Source organism: Pseudomonas sp. UBA4617, from assembly GCF_002386445.1.
In the GTDB taxonomy this organism is placed as follows: Bacteria; Pseudomonadota; Gammaproteobacteria; order Pseudomonadales; family Pseudomonadaceae; genus Aquipseudomonas.
This window is the reverse complement of the sequence record NZ_DGIR01000023.1, coordinates 1-18,741: the sequence shown is the minus strand read 5'-3', so window position 1 is coordinate 18,741 and position 18,741 is coordinate 1. Positions and strand designations below refer to the sequence as shown.

The window sequence follows — 18,741 nt, the reverse complement described above, 5'->3', positions numbered from 1 at the left end:
ATTGAGCAAGGCCCAGGCAGTCCGGCGCATCGGCATTCTAGGCGGCACCTTCGACCCCGTGCACATCGGCCACCTGCGCAGCGCGCTGGAAGTAGCCGAGTTCATGGGGCTGGACGAGCTGCGCCTGTTGCCCAATGCCAGGCCGCCGCACCGCGACACCCCGCAAGTGGCTGCCAAGGACCGCCTGGCCATGGTGCAAGGCGCCGTGCAGGGCGTGCCCTGCCTGAGCGTGGATGCCCGTGAGCTGGCGCGCGACAAGCCCTCGTACACCATCGATACGCTGGAGTCGATCCGTGCCGAGCTCGGCGCCAACGACCAGCTGTTCCTGGTGCTGGGCTGGGATGCCTTTTGCGCCCTGCCCGCCTGGCACCGCTGGGAAGAATTGCTGCAACACTGTCACATCCTGGTACTGCAACGCCCGGATGCCGACGTCGAACCCCCTGACGAGCTACGCAACCTGCTGGCTGCGCGCTCGGAGAGCGATCCCACCGCCATGTCCGGCCCGGCGGGAAACATTTCGTTCGTCTGGCAGACGCCGCTTGCGGTGTCGGCTACACAGATCCGACAGCTGCTGGCCAGCGGCAAGTCGGTGAGGTTCCTGGTGCCGGACGCCGTACTGGCCTACATCGAGGCGCACGAACTGTATCGTGCGCCTAACTGACGGTGCCTCTGGCGCCTCATCCAACGAGTTGAACGAGTTTTATATGACCAAGCAGAAAATCCACGGCGAAGAACTGGTTGCCCTGACCAAGGCAGCGCTGGAAGACGTCAAGGCCCAGGACATCCAGGTCATCGACGTCCGCGATAAGCACAGCCTGACTGATTACATGATCATTGCCACCGGTACCTCCAACCGTCAGATCAACGCGATGCTGGAAAAGGTTCGCGAAGCGGTCAAGGCCAAGGGCGCCCAGCCATTGGGCGAAGAAGGCAAGGGCGACAGCGATTGGGTGTTGCTGGACCTGAACGACGTCATCGTGCACATGATGACCGCCGCTGCCCGCCAGTTCTACGATCTGGAACGCCTGTGGCAAGGAGCCGAGCAAAGCCGTGCCGCTGATGGCAAGCACCACAGCCCTGACCAGGCCCACGAGTACTCCGAAAAGCTCAAGGACCGGGAATAAGGATAGCGCTGTGCGTCTGCGCCTGATCGCGGTCGGCTCGCGCATGCCGAAGTGGGTCGAGGAAGGCTGGCACGAGTATGCCAAGCGCCTGCCCGCCGAGCTGTCGCTGGAGCTGGTGGAAATCCCGCTGAATACCCGGGGCAAGAATGCCGATGTCACCCGCCTGATTCGTCAGGAGGGCGAGGCCATGCTGAGCAAGGTTCAGCCGGGGGAGCGCATCGTCACCCTCGAAGTCCATGGCAAGCCCTGGAGTACCGAGCAACTGGCGACAGAGCTGGACCGCTGGCGCCTGGATGCGCGCACGGTGAATCTGATGGTGGGCGGCCCGGAGGGCCTGGCGCCTGAGGTCTGTGCCCGCGCCGAGCAACGCTGGTCGCTGTCGCCGTTGACCCTGCCGCACCCGTTGGTAAGGATACTCATCGGCGAGCAGATCTACCGCGCCTGGACCGTGTTGTCCGGGCATCCTTATCACAAATGAACCTCTAAGCAGCCCGATGTCGCAGCCGATCCGTCTCAAGGACCATGAGAAAGACGCCCGCCTGGTGCGCAACCGCGTCGTGGTCGGCGCGGTGGCGATCGTCATGCTTGTCTGCGTGCTGATCGCGCGGCTGTACTACCTGCAGATCATCCAGTACGACTACCACTCGACACTCTCGGAGAACAACCGGGTGCATGTGCAGCCGATCCCGCCGACCCGCGGGCTGATCTTCGACCGTAACGGGGTGATCGTTGCCGACAACCGTCCCAGCTTCAGCCTGTCCGTAACGCGCGAGCGTGCGGGCAACTGGCAGGAAGTGCTGGACAACATCGTCGAAGTGCTCGAGCTGACCCCGGACGACCGCGCCCTGTTCGAGAAGCGCATGCGCCAGGGTCGTCGGCCGTTCGAGCCGGTGCCGATCCTGTTCGAGCTCAACGAAGAGCAGATCGCCCGGGTGGCCGTGAACCAGTTCCGCCTGCCGGGGGTGGAAGTGGTGGCCCAGCTGGTGCGCCACTACCCTCAGGGCGCGCACTTTGCGCATTCGGTGGGGTACGTGGGGCGGATCAACGAGAAGGAGCTGAAAACGCTCGACCCGGTGAACTACAGCGGCACCCACCACATTGGCAAGACCGGCATCGAGCGGTTCTACGAAGATGCCCTGCACGGCCAGGTCGGCTACGAGGAAGTCGAGACCAACGCCCGTGGCCGGGTGTTGCGCGTGCTCAAGCGTACCGACCCGAAACCGGGCAAGGACATTGTGCTGAGCCTCGACATCAAGCTGCAGGAAGCCGCCGAGGCTGCCCTGGGTGGCCGGCGCGGTGCGGTGGTGGCGCTTGATCCGCGTACCGGCGAAGTGCTGGCGATGGTCAGCCAGCCCAGCTTCGACCCCAACCTGTTCGTCACCGGCATTGGTTTCAAGGCCTATGCCGAGCTGCGCGACTCGATCGACCGGCCGCTGTTCAACCGCGTGCTGCGCGGCCTGTACCCGCCGGGTTCGACGATCAAGCCGGCCGTGGCCATTGCCGGCCTGGACAGTGGCGTGGTCAATGCCGGTAGCCGGGTGTTCGACCCGGGCTATTACCAACTGCCGAACTACGACCACAAGTACCGCAACTGGAACCGCAGCGGCGATGGCTGGGTCGACCTGGACACCGCGATCATGCGCTCCAACGACACCTACTTCTACGACCTGGCGCACAAGATGGGCATCGACCGGTTGTCCAGCTACATGAACAAGTTCGGCATCGGCCAGCGGGTTTCCCTGGACATGTTCGAGGAATCCGCCGGGCTCATGCCGTCGCGTGAATGGAAGCGCGCCACGCGCCGTCAGGCCTGGTTCCCCGGCGAAACCCTGATCCTCGGTATCGGCCAGGGCTACATGCAGGCCACGCCGTTGCAACTGGCCCAGGCCACCGCGCTTATCGCCAACAAGGGGGTGTGGAACCGCCCGCACCTGGCCAAGACCATCGAAGGCCAGCCACCGGTGGACGAAAACCCCATGGACAACATCGTGCTGCGTGACAAGTCCGACTGGGCCAAGGTCACCCATGGCATGGAGCAGGTGATGCACAACGCACGCGGTACCGCGCGCAAGGCGGCCATCGGTGCGCAGTACCGCATTGCCGGGAAGAGCGGTACCGCCCAGGTGGTGGCGATCAAGCAGGGCGAGAAATACGACCGCAACAAGCTCCAGGAACGCCACCGCGACCATGCTCTGTTCGTCGCCTTCGCTCCGGCCGACGACCCGAAAATCGTGGTATCGGTGATGGTCGAGAACGGTGAGTCGGGCTCGGGCGTCGCCGCACCGGTGGTACGTCAGGTGATGGACGCCTGGCTGCTCGACGAAAACGGCCGGCTCAAGCCCGAGTTCGCGCCCGCCACCGTTACCCAGGAATCCGCCCTGTGATGAACAATTTCGACCGCATGCTCTCCAGCGAGGATGTGATGCGTCGGCGCGCCAGCTTTCTGCAGCGCATTCATGTCGACGGTCCTTTGCTGGTCATTCTGCTGACCCTCGCGGCGGGCAGCCTGTTCGTGCTGTACTCGGCCAGTGGCAAGAACTGGGACCTGCTGCTCAAGCAGGCCACCTCATTCGGCATCGGCCTCGCTTCGATGTTCGTCATTGCCCAGCTGGAGCCTCGGTTCATGGCACGCTGGGTGCCGCTGGCCTACCTGGTCGGGGTGATGCTGCTGGTGGTGGTGGACGTGATGGGCCACAACGCCATGGGGGCCACGCGCTGGATCAACATTCCCGGGGTGATTCGCTTCCAGCCCTCCGAATTCATGAAGATCATCATGCCGGCGACCATCGCCTGGTACCTGTCCAAGCGTACCTTGCCGCCGCATCTCAAGCACGTGGCGATCAGCCTGGTGCTGATTGGCGTGCCGTTCATCCTCATCGTGCGCCAGCCCGACCTGGGTACCGCGCTGCTGATTCTCGCCTCCGGCGCCTTCGTGCTGTTCATGGGCGGGCTGCGCTGGCGCTGGATCCTCAGCGTGCTGGCGGCGGCGGTCCCGGTGGCGGTAGCGATGTGGTTCTTCGTCATGCACGACTACCAGAAGCAGCGGGTGCTGACCTTCCTCGATCCGGAGAGCGACCCGTTGGGCACCGGCTGGAACATCATCCAGTCCAAGGCGGCGATCGGCTCGGGCGGCGTGTTCGGCAAGGGCTGGCTGCTGGGTACCCAGTCGCACCTGGACTTCCTGCCGGAAAGCCATACCGACTTCATCATTGCCGTGCTCGGCGAGGAATTCGGGCTGGTCGGCATCTGCCTGTTGCTGATTGTCTACCTGCTGCTGATTGGCCGCGGCCTGATGATCACTGCCCAGGCGCAGACCCTGTTCGGCAAGCTGCTGGCCGGCAGCCTGACCATGACCTTCTTTGTATATGTGTTCGTCAATATCGGAATGGTCAGCGGCCTTCTGCCCGTGGTGGGCGTGCCGCTGCCCTTCATCAGCTATGGCGGAACTTCGTTGGTGACGCTGCTGTCAGCGTTTGGCGTTCTGATGTCGATCCACACGCACCGCAAATGGATCGCACAGGTTTGAATAAGGTGAAGAATTTCATGCAAGCAGTGCGTAACTGGGCTGCCCGTTGTGCGCCGTGGATCGGCGCGGTGGGCCTGTTCGGCGCTGTACAGGTGGCCCATGCCGGCGACTATGGGGACTCGCCGCAGGTGGCCCAGTTCATTGGCGAAATGGGCCGTGACTATGGCTTTGCCCCCGAACAGTTGAGGGCTGTATTCGGTGAGGTGCAACGCAAGCAGGCGATCCTCGATGCCATTTCGCGCCCGGCCGAACGGGTAAAGCCGTGGAAGGACTACCGGCCGATGTTCATCACCGATGCGCGCATCGCCCGTGGCGTGGATTTCTGGCGCCAGCACGAGGCGGCCCTGGCCCGTGCCGAGCAGGAATACGGCGTGCCGGCGCAGTACATTGTCGCGATCATTGGCGTGGAAACCTTCTTCGGTCGTAACACCGGCAACTACCGGGTGATCGACGCCCTGTCGACCCTGGGCTTCGATTACCCGCCACGGGCCGAGTTCTTCCGCAAGGAGCTGCGCGAGTTCCTGCTGCTGTCACGCGAGGAGCAGCTCGACCCGTTGACGCTCAAAGGCTCCTACGCCGGGGCCATGGGCTTGCCGCAGTTCATGCCGAGCAGCTTCCGCAACTTTGCGGTGGACTTCGACGGCGACGGCCACATCAATATCTGGAACAACCCGGACGATGCCATCGGCAGCGTTGCCAGCTACTTCAAGCGCCACGGCTGGGTGGCCGGCGAAGGCGTGGTCAGCCGCGCCTGGGTCGACGGCGGGCGGGCCGACGAGGGCCTGACCACCGGCATCGAGCCGGTGAAGACGGTAGGGGAGTTGCGCGCGCTTGGCTGGTCGGTTCATGATTCGTTGCGCGATGATCTGCCTGTGACCGCCTTCCGTCTCGAGGGCGACAATGGCCCCGAATACTGGATGGGGCTGAAGAACTTCTACGCGATCACTCGCTACAACCGCAGCGTGATGTATGCCATGGCGGTGCATCAGCTATCGGAACAGCTGGTTCAAGCACGGGGCGTCAAGTAATGCGCGCAATCATCTCTACCAACGCTTTCAAGCTGCTGACCTGTATCACCGTGGGCGTGCTGCTGGCCAGTTGTTCTTCCAATCGCCCGGCCCAGCAAGGCAGCGGTAATGTGGTGCGCACCCAGCCAGGCCTGGACATCAACCGGGCACACAAGGACGGTGCGCCGTGGTGGGACGTGGATGTGAGCAAGATCCCCGATGCCACACCGACGGTGCACACCGGCAACTACAAGGCCAACCCCTACACGGTGCTGGGCAAGACCTACTACCCGATGCAGGACGCGCGCAACTACCGCGCCGAGGGGACTGCGTCATGGTATGGCACCAAATTCCACGGCCAGAACACCGCCAACGGCGAGCTTTACGACCTGTACGGCATGAGTGCGGCGCACAAGACCCTGCCGCTGCCGGCCTACGTGAAGGTAACCAACCTGGCCAACGGACGCAGCGTGATCCTGCGGGTGAACGACCGGGGGCCGTTCTATTCCGATCGCATCATCGACCTGTCCTACGCCGCGGCGAAAAAACTCGGTTACGCCGAGATCGGTACGGCGCACGTGCGCGTCGAGGGCATCGACCCGCAGCAATGGTGGGCGCAACGTGGCCAGACGCCGCCAATGGTGCTGAAAGAGCCGCAAGTGGCCCAGACCCAGGCGATCCCGGCCAGCACCGGGCGCGTCGAGCAATGGACGCCACCGCCGCAACAGCACGCAGCACCTGTGGTGCCGGTGCAGGTTGGCGGCAATAACGTGCCGGCCGGCAACAATGGTGGCAGCTTCCTGCAGGTGGGCGCCTTCGCCAACCCGGACGCCGCCGAACTGCTGCGCTCCAAGCTCAGCAGCATGGTGAGTGCGCCGGTGTTCATCAGCTCGATCGTGCGCAACCAGCAGACCTTGCACCGTGTGCGTCTCGGGCCGATCAGCAGCCAGGGCGAGATCCAGCAGGCGCAGGACAGCATCCGTCTGGCGAACCTGGGGCAGGCCAAGCTGGTCACTGCCGACTGACCGTATTGCCTTCTTTGCCGGGCGCACCCGCAAAAGAAGGCAATACCAAGCTGTCGGTTTTGTCATGAATTGCCGGACGCAGGCATGTACAATGTCGGCTTTTGCCCGCAGCGACATAACGCCGCATTTTGCCGGGCCAGGCCTACGGCCACAAAACTAGACTGACTGGCGCTGGGCACATGATCTTGCCCAGGGAAATTCAGACCATTAGCGATTTTCGAGAGACGGATGAACATCACCAACCTTGCCAAACGACTTTGCCTGCCCGTACTGCTGATGATCACGCCGGCCGCCTTCGCGGCTGAGCAGATGACACCGGCACCACCGCAACTGGCAGCCAAGTCCTACGTACTCATGGACGCGTCCAGCGGCAACGTGCTGGTCGAGAACAACGGTGACGAGCGCCTGCCGCCGGCCAGCCTGACCAAGCTGATGACCGCCTACATCGCCACCCTGGACATCCGTCGCGGCCAGATCGGCGAAAACGATCCGGTTACCGTCAGCGAAAACGCCTGGCGTACCGGCGGTTCGCGCATGTTCATCAAGGTGGGCAGCCAGGTGACCGTCAGCGACCTGCTGCACGGCATCATCATCCAGTCCGGCAACGACGCCTCGGTCGCCCTGGCCGAGCACATCGCCGGCAGCGAAGACGCCTTCGCCGACATGATGAACAAGACTGCTGCCGACCTGGGCATGAGCAACAGCCACTTCATGAACCCGACCGGTCTGCCTCATCCGGACCACTACTCGTCGGCACATGACATGGCGACCCTGGCCCGCGCGATCATCAATGTCGACCCGGCCCACTACGCCATCTATTCGCAGAAGGAATTCTTCTGGAACAACATCAAGCAGCCGAACCGCAACCTGCTGCTGTGGCGTGACAAGACGGTAGACGGCCTGAAGACCGGCCACACCGAAGAAGCCGGCTACTGCATGGTGGCTTCGGCCGTTCGCGACGGCCAGCGCCTGATCGCCGTGGTATTCGGCACCAACAGCGAGCAGTCGCGTGCGGCAGAGACCCAGAAGCTGCTGACCTACGGCTTCCGCTTCTTCGAAACCCAGACCTTCTACCAGAAAGGCACCGAGCTGACCAAGGCGCCAGTCTGGAAAGGCGCCACCGGCGAGGTCAAAGCTGGCCTGGCCGAAGACCTGACCATGACCATGCCTAAAGGACAGCTTAAACGTCTGGTGGCTTCGATGACCATGAACCCGCAACTCACTGCACCGATTGCCAAAGGTGACGTGATCGGCAAAGTGGAAGTCAAACTGGACGAGAAAGTGGTTCACAGCGCCGACCTGATTGCCCTTGACGGCGTCGAGGAAGGTGGTTTCTTCCGCCGTATGTGGGATAGCATCCGTCTATTCTTCTACGGGTTGTTCAACTGATACGTGACCTGCATGCCCCCGCGTATCCTGCGGGGGCGTTGTTGTTGCCACGGCTTACGAGGCCGTTTCCGCCATGAGCGAACCAGACGTCAAGTCGCACAAGATCGAATTCCCCTGCGACGATTACCCGATCAAGGTCATCGGCGATACCGTGGTCGGTTTCCGTGACACCGTGATCGAGATCCTCAGCAAGCACGCCAAGGTCGACCTTGCCACGCTGGCCGAGCGCCAGAGCAAGGAAGGCAAGTACACCACCGTGCAACTGCACATCGTTGCCGAAAGCGAGAACCAGCTGCACGATATCAACAGCGCCCTGCGCGCTACCGGCATCGTGAAAATGGTGCTCTGATGTCCACCTGCCTCGGTTTCCGCGAGCTTGGCCTGCAGCCGTATGAACCGGTGCTGGAGGCCATGCGGCGTTTCACCGAGCAGCGCAGCCCGGACAGCCAGGATGAAATCTGGCTGGTCGAGCACCCCGCAGTCTTCACCCAGGGCCAGGCCGGCAAGGCCGAGCACCTGTTGGTGCCGGGCGACATCCCGGTGGTACAGACCGACCGCGGTGGCCAGGTGACCTACCATGGCCCCGGGCAACTGGTGGCCTACCTGCTGCTGGATGTGCGTCGGCTGGGGTTTGGCGTGCGTGAGCTGGTCAGCCGTATCGAGCAGACCCTCATCGACCTGCTCGCCAGTTATGATGTCCAGGCTGCGGCCAAGCCCGATGCCCCGGGCGTCTATGTCGACGGAGCGAAAATCGCCTCCCTCGGCCTGCGAATCCGCAATGGCCGTTCGTTCCACGGCCTTGCCCTGAACGTGGACATGGACCTTGCGCCATTCCGCCGAATCAACCCCTGCGGCTATGCGGGGCTGGCGATGACCCAGCTGCGCGACCTGGCAGGTCCGATCGAACTCGACGAGGTCAGGACAAGGCTGCGCGGACAGCTGGTCAAGCACCTCGACTACGCTGAGCAGACGACCCTCACGGGCGGAATCGACTGAATATGACAACTGTGCAAGAAGCCGTGCCGAACCTGATACCTACCCAGGATGCCACCGCGCGCCCAGCGCCGAAAAAGGTGGAAGCCGGGGTCAAGTTGCGTGGTGCCGAGAAGGTGGCGCGCATCCCGGTGAAGATCATCCCCACCGACGAGCTGCCGAAGAAGCCCGACTGGATCCGCGTGCGCATCCCGGTCTCGCCCGAGGTGGACCGCATCAAGCAACTGCTGCGCAAGCACAAGCTGCATAGCGTATGCGAAGAGGCGTCCTGCCCGAACCTGGGCGAGTGCTTCTCCGGCGGTACCGCGACCTTCATGATCATGGGTGACATCTGCACCCGCCGCTGCCCGTTCTGCGACGTCGGTCATGGCCGGCCGAAGCCGCTGGACCAGGATGAGCCGAAGAACCTGGCCATCGCCATCGCCGACCTGCGCCTTAAGTATGTGGTGATCACTTCGGTGGACCGCGACGACCTGCGCGACGGTGGGGCCCAGCACTTCGCTGACTGCATCCGCGAAATCCGCGCGCTTTCGCCGGGCGTACAGCTGGAAACCCTGGTGCCGGACTACCGTGGCCGCATGGACGTTGCCCTGGAAATCACCGCGCAAGAGCCGCCGGATGTGTTCAACCACAACCTCGAGACCGTACCGCGCCTGTACAAGGCCGCGCGTCCGGGTTCGGACTACGACTGGTCGCTGGACCTGCTGCAGAAGTTCAAGCAATTGGTACCGCACGTTCCGACCAAGTCGGGCCTGATGCTGGGTCTGGGCGAGACCGACGACGAGGTAATCGAAGTGATGCACCGCATGCGTGAACATGACATTGACATGCTCACCCTCGGCCAGTACCTGCAACCATCGCGCAGTCACCTGCCGGTGCAGCGTTTCGTCCATCCGGACACCTTCGCCTGGTTCGCCGAGGAAGGTTACAAGATGGGCTTCAAGAACGTCGCTTCCGGGCCGCTGGTGCGTTCTTCGTACCACGCCGACCAGCAGGCTCACGAAGCCAAGATCAAGCTCTGATCAAAGCGTGGGCCACACATGCCGATGCGCGCCGAAAGGCGGCATCGGCATTTTTGTTGATGGAGCTTCCCGATCGCAGGGTTAGGCCCCGGCGCGCAGAATGACGCTCCCTCGACCCGCAAGGAGTTGCATGTGAATTGCCTTGAGCGTAACGAACCCTGTTTGCCGATGGCGCTGCCAGACAATGCCTGTTTTGCCATCGTCGCGCCTGCTGGCCCGGCTCGGCTGGATACCCAGAAGGCCACCCGCTGGTTTGCCGACCGTGGCTACCGGTGCCGGATCTACCCAGGCACCCTCCAGGCCCAGGGCTACCTGGCGGGGGCGGACCGGCAGCGGCTGCAGGACCTGCATGACGCCTTTGCCGACCCGACTATCGACGCCATCCTGTGCATGCGGGGTGGGTACGGCAGCATGCGCCTGCTCGACCAGCTCGATTTCGAGCTGATCCGGCACAACCCCAAGCCGTTGATCGGATACAGTGACATCACCGCATTGCACACGGCCATTTACCGCAGCACCGGGCTGCTCACCTTCCATGGCGCAATGCTCAATGCCGACCTGCTAGGGGCCAAGCTGCAGCCGACCGAGGCTTCGCTGCTGGCGCAACTGGGCGGGCAGCTGCGCAGCGGCGCGCCGATCGCACACCCGGCGAACTTCGCTTTGACCAGCGTGCTGCCGGGCGTGGCCAGCGGGCCGCTGCTAGGTGGCAACCTGTCGATGCTGGGAGCGACCCTCGGGACGATTGCCGAACTGGAGACACAGGGCTGTATCTTGTTCATTGAGGACGTCAACGAACCGTTGTACCGGGTGGACCGTCTGCTGACCCAGCTGCGCCTGGCGGGCAAGCTGGAAGGGATCAGGGGCGTGCTGGTGGGGGACTTTGCCGGTATTACCACGGCGGCACTGACGCCGTTGCTGCAGGATATCTTCGGGCCGCAGGGTGTGCCGGTGCTGGCCGGGTGGCGCAGTGGCCATTGTGATCCGAATGTGTGCTTGCCGCTGGGGGCCAGGGTGCGGCTGGATAGTGTTGAACAAACATTGGTGTTGGAGCAGGATCTGTTCAGGGCTTGAGATTGCCGGGGCCGCACGGCGGCCCCAGGACTCTCACTGCTGACGCAGGCTCTCAAGCAGCTTGTGGGTCGGATATCCATCCGCTGGCCACCCCAGTCCCTGCTGGGCATTACGGATCGCCTTGCGGGTATTGGCGCCAATGATACCGTCAGGGTTCCCCGCTTCATGCCCCTTGCTGTTCAGCAGGTTCTGCAACTCCATGCGCTCGCTGCGGCTAAGTGGCAGGTCTTCCTTCGGCCAGCTGCCGGCGATGAAACCCCAGCCAGTGAAGCGATCCCCCAGCAGGCTTACCGCCAGCGCATAGGACGACGAGTTGTTGTACTTGAGAATGGCGCGGAAGTTGTCCAGCACCAGGAACGCCGGCCCACGCGCGCCCGCCGGCAGCAGCAGGGCGGCAGACAGCTGGTTGCTGCCCACCGGCAGCTGGGTGCCCGCAGGCAGTTTCACGCCCAGCGCCAGCCAGTCGCTCACCGGCTTGCGCAGCGAGCCGTCGGCTTGCCAGTAATCGAAGCCTGGCGGCACCTGCACTTCGAAGCCCCAAGGCTGGCCACGTTTCCAGCCCGAGCTCTGCAGGTAGTGCGCGGTGGAGGCCAGGGCATCCGCGGTGCTGTTCCAGATGTCACGGCGGCCGTCGCCGTCGAAGTCCACGGCATGGGTGTTATAGGTGGTCGGGATGAACTGGGTCTGGCCCATGGCGCCGGCCCACGAGCCACGCATGGCTTCAGGCTGGATATCGCCATGCTGGATGATCTGCAGCGCAGCGATCAGCTGGTCCTGGGCAAATTGCGGGCGACGCCCTTCATAGGCCAGGGTAGCCAGCGAGCGGATGACCGACTTGTTGCCCTGGAACTGGCCGAAGTTGCTTTCCATTCCCCACACGGCGACCAGCACCTGGCGGTCGACGCCATAGCGCTGTTCGATGAGCGTAAGCAGGTCTGCATGCTGTTCCAGCAGCTTCTTGCCGTTGCGTACGCGCAGCGGTGACAGGGCGCCTTCGAGATATTCCCACACCGGACGGGTGAACTCCGGCTGACTGCGGTCGGCCTTGATCACGTCCATGTCAGGGGTAATGCCAAGGAACGCACGGTCGAAGGTATCCGGCGCGATACCGGCTTGCAGGGCTTGCGGGCGGAAGTCGGCTTGCCATTGTGCGAAGGTTTGCAGAGGCTGGATTTCAGTGCTGACGTCGGGCGTGGTGCCGGGCAGGGTTACCACCGGGGCGGGCTGGGCGGGGGCCAGCGGCAGGGCATCGGCGGCGGTGGGTTTTTCCGCGCAGGCGACGAGCAGAATGAAGCTGGAGGCCGCGATCAGCTGACGGGTTTTCCAGCGGGGGAGAAGACTGAGAAGCATGCACAGATCCAGAATTGCAGGTCAGGTGACGACCATATCATGCCTGCGCTTGCGATGCTTTCATGCGGCCAAAAAGTAGAAAGCCTCCCAATCTCTCGATTGGAAGGCTTCGCGGCGGTAGCTGCCTTTGCCCTTGTCCGGTCGTTCCTGGCGGCAGCGGAACAGGGGCTGGGCGACGATGGACTTGGCCTTGTTGGGACCGTGCTTTTTCAGCGGTTTGCTCATGGCGGGGTTCCCCGGTTGGGTGGGTTTCGCCGCGCACTGTAGGGCCCCGGATAATCAGGGGCCAATTGATTGTGTATATGGTCGAGAGGCTGGGGCTGCTTTGCAGTCCATCGCGACAAGGGATCGCGGAGCCCTGCAGGAGCGGCCTTGTGTTGCGATGGGGCGCGAAGCGGCCCCGATTACTCGGGGGGAAGCGCCAGCCGCTGTCCAGCCATCAACAGCGACAGCCGCGCCAGGCCGGTCCACGGCGAGCCCTCGGCCTGCCCCTTGATCTGCGCATCGATACGCTGGGCGTCCTGCAGCAACTGCGCCCAGCGCTGTGCCGACAGGCGCTGCAGGGCTTTGCTGACCAGGGGGCGGCGTTTGTCCCAGATCGGCGGACGGGCCTGGCTGAAGGCCTTGTCCAGCGGCACGCCCTGGCTGAACTGCTGCGCCAGCCCGGCCAGTTGACGCAGTTCACGGGCCAGCGCCCAGAGAATCACCGGGGGCTCCACGCCTTCACCACGCAAGCCTTCGAGCATGCGCAGCGCGTGCGCAGCTTCGCCATTGAGAATGGCATCGACCAGGCCGAAGACATCGAAACGGGCGCTGTCAGCGACAGCGGCCTGCACGGTCTCCACGGTAATCTGGTTGCCTTCGGCCAGCAGCTTGAGCTTCTCGATTTCCTGCGCGGCCGCCAGCAGGTTGCCTTCGACGCGCGCAGCTATCAGCTCGACAGCGTCACGCTGTGCCGACAGGCCGGCCTGTTGCAGGCGCTGGTTGATCCACTGCGGCAGCTGCTGCACATCCACCGGCCAGATCTGGATGAACTGGCAATGAGGGCCTTCTATCAGCGCCTTGCCCCACTTGGTCTTCTGCGCGCTGCCATCGAGCTTGGGCAGGCTGACCAACAGCAGGGTGTCGTCGGCGGGGTTGGCGCAGTACTCCATCAGTGCAGCGGCACCCTTGTCACCGGGCTTGCCAGAGGGTAGCCGCAGTTCCAGCAGGCGCCGCTGGGCGAACAGCGACAGGCTGGCGCCGGCCTGGAGCAGGGTGCCCCAGTCGAAGTTGGCGTCGGCACTGAACACCTGGCGTTCGTCGAAGCCCTGCTGGCGTGCGGCGTTACGGATGGCGTCGGCGGCTTCCTGGCACAGCAGCGGGTCGTCGCCACTGACCACGTAGACCGGTGCCAGCGCGCCTTGCAGGTGCTTGTTGAGTTGGGCGGGGGCGAGCTTCATGGCGAGCAGGCGGGGTACCCGAAGGTACCCCGTTCGGGCTTAGTTGCCCGGTACTTCCAGTGGCGACTGCTGAGGCGTTTCGGCCTGCTGGCGGCGGGCAGCTTCCAGCGCGGCGGCTTCGGCCTTGGCACGCTCATCGGCTTGACGCTGCAGTTCGTCCAGTTGCGACGGGGTCAGCAGCTGCAGGCGAGCCACCATTGCATTGACCAGATCGCGGCGCATTTCTTCACGGGCGCGGTTGGCTTCCTGCTCCGAACCGGTGATGTTCGAGCCGTCACGCAGGTAGATCTTGCGCACTTCCAGCTTGTCGCTCGTCAGCTCCAGGTTGTTCAGGCCCTGGATGCTGTAGTTCAGCACGGTGGTCAGCTCGTACTCGGCGGTACGGTTGCCGCTGTTGTAGGTCGCCGAGCGCTCGCGCTCCTGCTCGTTGGTCAGCACCAGGCGGTACGGTGCGCCGGCGTGCACGTTGACGCCGTTGCGTTCCAGCGTTTCACGCAGCTGGACCACGGTCGGGCCGTAGGCGTTGCGTGCGCTGACGTCCATTTCCTTCACGCTCAGCTCGGTGGAGCCGGTGCCGCGCAGCTGGAAACCGCAGGCGCTGAGCATGGCCGCCAGGCCAATTACCAGCAAATTGCGTTTGATCATGTTGTTGCTCCCTTGTGGGCCTGTTCCGCCCGCCCGCAATGGCTGCGGGCGGGCGTTGCCATCAGTTGGCGACGATGTTGACCAGCTTGCCCGGTACCACGATGACCTTGCGGATGGTCAGGCCATCGATGAAGCGCAGGACGTTCTCATTGCTGCGCGCGGCTGCTTCGATTTCTTCACGGCTGGCGGCGGCCGGCATTTCCACCTGGCCACGCAGCTTGCCGTTTACCTGCACCACCAGGGTGACGCTGTCCTGAACCAGGGCCGCTTCGTCGACGGCTGGCCAGCTGGCGTCGATGACCGCCTGCTGGTGACCCAGCTGTTGCCACAGCTCGTGGGAGATGTGCGGGGTGATCGGGGCCAGCAGCAAGGTGACGGCTTCAAGGCCTTCGTGCAGCAGGGCGCGGTCCTGCTCGGTGGCCTGCGGGGCCTTTTCCAGTACGTTCATCACGGTCATCACCTGGGCGATGGCGGTGTTGAACTTGTGGTACTGGCCGATATCGGTGCTGGCCTGCTTGATGGCGGCGTGGATGGCGCGACGGATGACCTTTTGCGCATCGTCCAGGGCGGCGACGTCCAGCTTGCCCGGCAGGCCCTGGGCGACGTGAGCCTGGGCCAGACGCCAGACGCGACGCAGGAAGCGGCTGGCCCCCTCGACGCCGGAGTCGGACCATTCCAGGCTCATGTCGGGTGGCGAGGCGAACATCATGAACAGGCGGCAGGTGTCGGCGCCGTACTGGTCGATCATCGATTGCGGGTCGACGCCGTTGTTCTTCGACTTCGACATCTTCTCGGTGCCGCCGATTTCCACCGGCAGGCCGTCGGTTTTCAGGCGCGCACCGATGATCTTGGCCTTGGCATCGCGCTCGACCTCGACATCCGCCGGGTTGAACCAGTCCTTGCCGCCGTTGCTGGCCACACGGTAGTAGGTTTCTGCGACGACCATGCCCTGGGTCAGCAGGTTCTTGAACGGCTCGTTCGAGGTGACCAGGCCTTCGTCACGCATCAGCTTGTGGAAGAAGCGCGCGTACAACAAGTGCAGGATCGCGTGCTCGATACCACCGATGTACTGGTCGACCGGCAACCAGTGGTTGGCCGCTTTCGGGTCGACCATGCCACCTTCGTAGTTCGGCGAGGCGTAGCGGGCGAAGTACCAGGACGATTCGACGAAGGTGTCCATGGTGTCGGTTTCGCGCTTGGCTGCGGCGCCACATTTCGGGCAGCTGCATTCGTAGAATTCCGGCATGCGCGCCAGCGGCGAACCGGCGCCATCCGGCACCACGTTCTCCGGCAGGGTGACCGGCAGCTGGTCTTCCGGCACCGGTACGTCGCCGCAGGACGGGCAGTGGATGATCGGGATCGGGCAGCCCCAGTAGCGCTGGCGGCTGATACCCCAGTCGCGCAGGCGGAACTGGGTACGCGACTTGCCCAGCTCCTTGCGGATCAGGGCCGCTTCGATGGCGTCGAAGGCGCCGGCGAAATCCAGGCCATCGAACTCGCCGGAATTGATCAGTTGGCCATGTTCGCCATAGGCGGCCAGCCATTCGCTGCCGACTTCGTCGCCCGCGCTGGTGCGCACCACCGCCTTGACCGGCAGGTTGTACTTGTGAGCGAACTCGAAGTCACGCTCGTCGTGGGCCGGCACGGCCATTACAGCGCCGTCACCGTAGTGCATCAGCACGTAGTTGGCGACCCACACCGGCAGCTTCTCGCCGGTGAGCGGGTGCTCGACCAGCAGGGCAGTGGCCATGCCCTTCTTCTCCTGGGTGGCCATGTCGGCTTCGGCAACGCTGCCGCTCTTGCATTCGTCAATGAACGCCTGCAGCGCCGGGTTGCCCTGGGCGGCCTGGGTGGCCAGCGGGTGCTCGGCGGCGACCGCGACGTAGGTAGCGCCCATCAGCGTGTCGGGGCGGGTGGTGAAGACCTTGAGCGTACCTGCGTGGCCAATGCTCGCCTGGTCGTAGGGGAACTGCACTTCCATGCCGCGCGACTTGCCGATCCAGTTGCGCTGCATGGTCTTGACCTGTTCAGGCCAGCCCGGCAGCTCGTCGAGGCTCTCCAGCAGCTCGTCGGCGTAGTCGGTGATGCGGAAGTAGTACATCGGGATCTCGCGCTTCTCGATCAGCGCGCCCGAACGCCAGCCGCGACCATCGATGACCTGCTCGTTGGCCAGTACGGTCTGGTCCGCCGGGTCCCAGTTCACGGTGCCGTTCTTGCGGTAGATGATGCCTTTCTCGAACAGGCGGGTGAACAACCACTGCTCCCAGCGGTAGTAGTCCGGCTTGCAGGTGGTGACTTCACGTGCCCAGTCGATGGCCAGGCCCAGGCTCTTGAGCTGGGTCTTCATGTAGTCGATGTTTTCGTACGTCCACTTGGCCGGAGCAACGTTGTTCTTCATCGCCGCGTTTTCCGCGGGCATGCCGAAAGCGTCCCAGCCCATCGGCTGCAGCACGTTCTTGCCCAGCATGCGCTGGTAGCGGGCAATCACGTCACCGATGGTGTAGTTGCGCACGTGGCCCATGTGTAGCTTGCCGCTCGGGTACGGGAACATCGACAGGCAGTAGTAGGTGTCCTTGCCTGGCTGTTCGGTAACAGCGAACGATTGTTGCTCGTCCCAGAACTTCTGGGCGGCGGCTTCGATATCACGGGGCGTGTATTGTTCGTGCATGGCTACTTTTTGCTGAGAGGAAAGAGACCTTGTTCCAGGCAGCGGAACCTCGCTGCGTCCGGCACTCCGGCTTCATTTAGAGTGAACGCCGTAGCATACAGCAGCGCCGCGCATCGTGGGAAACCTTCGTTGCTTATGCCCGCTGGTCGCGGCACACGGCTGCTTTTCGCAACAACGCTAAGCTCAGGTGTGGGGGGAGATATTCTTATCTTCAATGAGGTGAACGGATGGGAGAGACGCAGCTACCCGCAATCAAACCGGAGCTATACGAACGCCTGATCGACCGGCTTGGCCTGGCACTGGAAGTGGCCAGGACCTCGGTGCGATTGCGCGACGAAATGCCAGCCGAACTGGAGTTGCGTGGCCTGAGCCATGCGGAGTTCGAACTGATCAAGGCCTACCTGGATTCCCTCCCGGAGCGCCACAACGCCTGTGTCGGCAGTTACCCACAAGCGGAGCCGACATCGGCCAAGATCATCTGGCTCAAGGACAAGAAACGCCCCGCCAGTTCGGCGAGATCCAGGACGCTGCCGCATCGCTAGCCGTTCAGGACGCCAGGCGCAGGCTATAGGGCGCCGGTTCTTTCAACCTTGCACATATCATGATCGGCGCCGGCGGCAGCCTTGTTGACCGGCGTCGATCCTTCTAGGCTGCACGCCTGACCAGGAGGTGTGGCCGATGGCTGTTCGATTCTTCATCAAACAATGGTTGATGCCGCCGGGCATCCTGTTCCTGCTGCTGTTGGCGGCGTGGTGGCTGCGTGCGCGCCGGCCGCGGCTGGCTGCGTTGTGCTTTGTGGTGGGCCTGGCCGGCCTATGGTCGATGAGCTTGCCGCTGGTCATGCAGCAAACGGCGCGTGTGCTGGAAACGGAGCCGCCGCTGGCATTGAATGACTGGGCGGGGCTGGCAAGCCGGGCAGATGCCATCGTGGTGCTGGGAGCTGGGCGTGAACGCGGCGACCCGGCCTGGGGCGGTAGTGACCAGCCCACGGCCATCGCCTTGGAACGCATGCGCTTTGCCGCACGGCTGGCCAAGGCCTCGGGCCTGCCGGTGCTGACCAGTGGCGGCTTGCACTATGGCTCGCCACCGAGCGAGGCGCAGTTGATGGCGGACTACCTGCGGGAAGATTTCGGCGTCGAGGTGAAATGGCGGGAGGAGGGCAGCCGTACGACCTGGGAGAATGCCCAACTGTCGGCCAAGGTGCTGCAGCCGTTGGGGATACGCCGGGTGGTCGTGGTGACCCAGGCGTGGCACATGCAGCGCTCGCGCTGGAGTTTCGAGCAGGCGGGGTTCCAGGTGGTGCCGGCGCCGGTCGGCTTCCTCGGGCGTGATCATGCGCGGCCGTTTGCCGGCTTGCTGCCGGAAAGCCGGGCGCTGTGGCAGAGCGGGCAGTTGCTCAACGAGGTGGTGGGGTTGGTGGGATATCGGCTGTTCTACTGAGCCTTGTACTGCGTGTACCGGCCTCTTCGCGGGTAACCC

At 63.8% G+C, this 18,741-nt stretch carries 19 protein-coding genes; 14 read left to right on the top strand and 5 right to left on the bottom strand.

Annotation, left to right across the window (positions count from 1 at the left end):
- Nucleotide 1 precedes the first annotated feature (1 nt).
- The 12 genes from nadD to B4L76_RS09975 all read left to right on the top strand — a co-directional run bounded on the left by nadD (nt 2) and on the right by B4L76_RS09975 (nt 11,157).
- On the top strand, nt 2-661 hold the full coding sequence (gene nadD, locus B4L76_RS10030; protein WP_296232166.1) for a nicotinate-nucleotide adenylyltransferase: 660 nt from the start codon (nt 2-4) through the stop codon (nt 659-661).
- A 43-nt stretch (nt 662-704) separates the two neighbouring features.
- A complete protein-coding gene (gene rsfS / locus B4L76_RS10025) occupies nt 705-1,124 on the top strand; it encodes a ribosome silencing factor (protein ID WP_170032886.1) in 420 nt (139 codons plus the stop codon).
- Between the two features lie 10 nt (nt 1,125-1,134).
- Nucleotides 1,135-1,602: a 23S rRNA (pseudouridine(1915)-N(3))-methyltransferase RlmH gene (gene rlmH, locus B4L76_RS10020; protein WP_296232165.1), complete on the top strand. Its 468-nt coding sequence runs from the start codon at nt 1,135-1,137 to the stop codon at nt 1,600-1,602.
- A gap of 16 nt (nt 1,603-1,618) precedes the next feature.
- Nucleotides 1,619-3,508: a penicillin-binding protein 2 gene (mrdA, locus tag B4L76_RS10015; RefSeq protein ID WP_296232162.1), complete on the top strand. Its 1,890-nt coding sequence runs from the start codon at nt 1,619-1,621 to the stop codon at nt 3,506-3,508.
- Nucleotides 3,509-3,546: 38 nt separating this feature from the next.
- Nucleotides 3,547-4,650, top strand: a complete 1,104-nt coding sequence (rodA, locus tag B4L76_RS10010) for a rod shape-determining protein RodA (protein WP_225780751.1) — start codon at nt 3,547-3,549, stop codon at nt 4,648-4,650.
- Nucleotides 4,651-4,667: 17 nt separating this feature from the next.
- On the top strand, nt 4,668-5,678 hold the full coding sequence (gene mltB, locus B4L76_RS10005) for a lytic murein transglycosylase B (protein WP_296232160.1): 1,011 nt from the start codon (nt 4,668-4,670) through the stop codon (nt 5,676-5,678).
- Nucleotides 5,678-6,682 carry a septal ring lytic transglycosylase RlpA family protein gene (locus tag B4L76_RS10000; RefSeq protein WP_296232158.1) on the top strand — a complete coding sequence of 335 codons (1,005 nt, stop codon included), beginning with the start codon at nt 5,678-5,680 and terminating at the stop codon, nt 6,680-6,682. Before mltB ends, B4L76_RS10000 begins: the two co-directional genes overlap by 1 nt.
- Before the next feature lie 228 nt (nt 6,683-6,910).
- Nucleotides 6,911-8,071 (top strand): D-alanyl-D-alanine carboxypeptidase family protein, encoded by a 1,161-nt coding sequence (locus B4L76_RS09995; RefSeq protein WP_296232157.1) that lies wholly within the window; start codon nt 6,911-6,913, stop codon nt 8,069-8,071.
- Nucleotides 8,072-8,144: 73 nt separating this feature from the next.
- Complete coding sequence (locus B4L76_RS09990) at nt 8,145-8,420, top strand: DUF493 domain-containing protein (protein WP_186686585.1); 276 nt, start codon at nt 8,145-8,147, stop codon at nt 8,418-8,420.
- Nucleotides 8,420-9,067 carry a lipoyl(octanoyl) transferase LipB gene (gene lipB / locus B4L76_RS09985; RefSeq protein ID WP_296232156.1) on the top strand — a complete coding sequence of 216 codons (648 nt, stop codon included), beginning with the start codon at nt 8,420-8,422 and terminating at the stop codon, nt 9,065-9,067. The genes B4L76_RS09990 and lipB overlap by 1 nt, the downstream gene beginning before the upstream one ends.
- 2 nt (nt 9,068-9,069) lie before the next feature.
- Complete coding sequence (gene lipA, locus B4L76_RS09980) at nt 9,070-10,086, top strand: lipoyl synthase (RefSeq protein WP_296232155.1); 1,017 nt, start codon at nt 9,070-9,072, stop codon at nt 10,084-10,086.
- 168 nt (nt 10,087-10,254) lie between these two features.
- The gene (locus tag B4L76_RS09975) at nt 10,255-11,157 is read left to right on the top strand and encodes a S66 peptidase family protein (RefSeq protein ID WP_414707185.1); all 903 of its coding nucleotides are present in this window, start codon (nt 10,255-10,257) and stop codon (nt 11,155-11,157) included.
- 33 nt (nt 11,158-11,190) lie between these two features.
- Here the strand turns inward: B4L76_RS09975 and B4L76_RS09970 are convergent, their stop codons facing one another.
- The 5 genes from B4L76_RS09970 to leuS all read right to left on the bottom strand — a co-directional run bounded on the left by B4L76_RS09970 (nt 11,191) and on the right by leuS (nt 17,262).
- Nucleotides 11,191-12,507: a lytic murein transglycosylase gene (locus tag B4L76_RS09970; protein WP_296232152.1), complete on the bottom strand. Its 1,317-nt coding sequence runs from the start codon at nt 12,505-12,507 to the stop codon at nt 11,191-11,193.
- A 60-nt stretch (nt 12,508-12,567) separates the two neighbouring features.
- Entirely contained in the window at nt 12,568-12,732 is a 165-nt protein-coding gene (arfA, locus tag B4L76_RS09965) for an alternative ribosome rescue factor ArfA (protein ID WP_296232151.1), read from the bottom strand.
- A gap of 179 nt (nt 12,733-12,911) precedes the next feature.
- Nucleotides 12,912-13,949, bottom strand: coding sequence for a DNA polymerase III subunit delta (holA, locus tag B4L76_RS09960; RefSeq protein WP_296232150.1), 1,038 nt, complete (start codon nt 13,947-13,949; stop codon nt 12,912-12,914).
- Nucleotides 13,950-13,988: 39 nt separating this feature from the next.
- Nucleotides 13,989-14,594 (bottom strand): LPS assembly lipoprotein LptE, encoded by a 606-nt coding sequence (gene lptE / locus B4L76_RS09955; RefSeq protein WP_296232149.1) that lies wholly within the window; start codon nt 14,592-14,594, stop codon nt 13,989-13,991.
- 61 nt (nt 14,595-14,655) lie between these two features.
- Entirely contained in the window at nt 14,656-17,262 is a 2,607-nt protein-coding gene (gene leuS / locus B4L76_RS09950) for a leucine--tRNA ligase (protein WP_296232148.1), read from the bottom strand.
- Nucleotides 17,263-17,489: 227 nt separating this feature from the next.
- Here leuS and B4L76_RS09945 point away from each other — a divergent pair, with 227 nt between their 5' ends.
- Together B4L76_RS09945 and B4L76_RS09940 are read left to right on the top strand one after the other, a co-directional pair.
- Nucleotides 17,490-17,804 carry a hypothetical protein gene (locus tag B4L76_RS09945; protein WP_170032865.1) on the top strand — a complete coding sequence of 105 codons (315 nt, stop codon included), beginning with the start codon at nt 17,490-17,492 and terminating at the stop codon, nt 17,802-17,804.
- 136 nt (nt 17,805-17,940) lie between these two features.
- Nucleotides 17,941-18,702: a YdcF family protein gene (locus B4L76_RS09940; RefSeq protein ID WP_296232147.1), complete on the top strand. Its 762-nt coding sequence runs from the start codon at nt 17,941-17,943 to the stop codon at nt 18,700-18,702.
- The last annotated feature ends 39 nt before the right edge of the window (nt 18,703-18,741 follow it).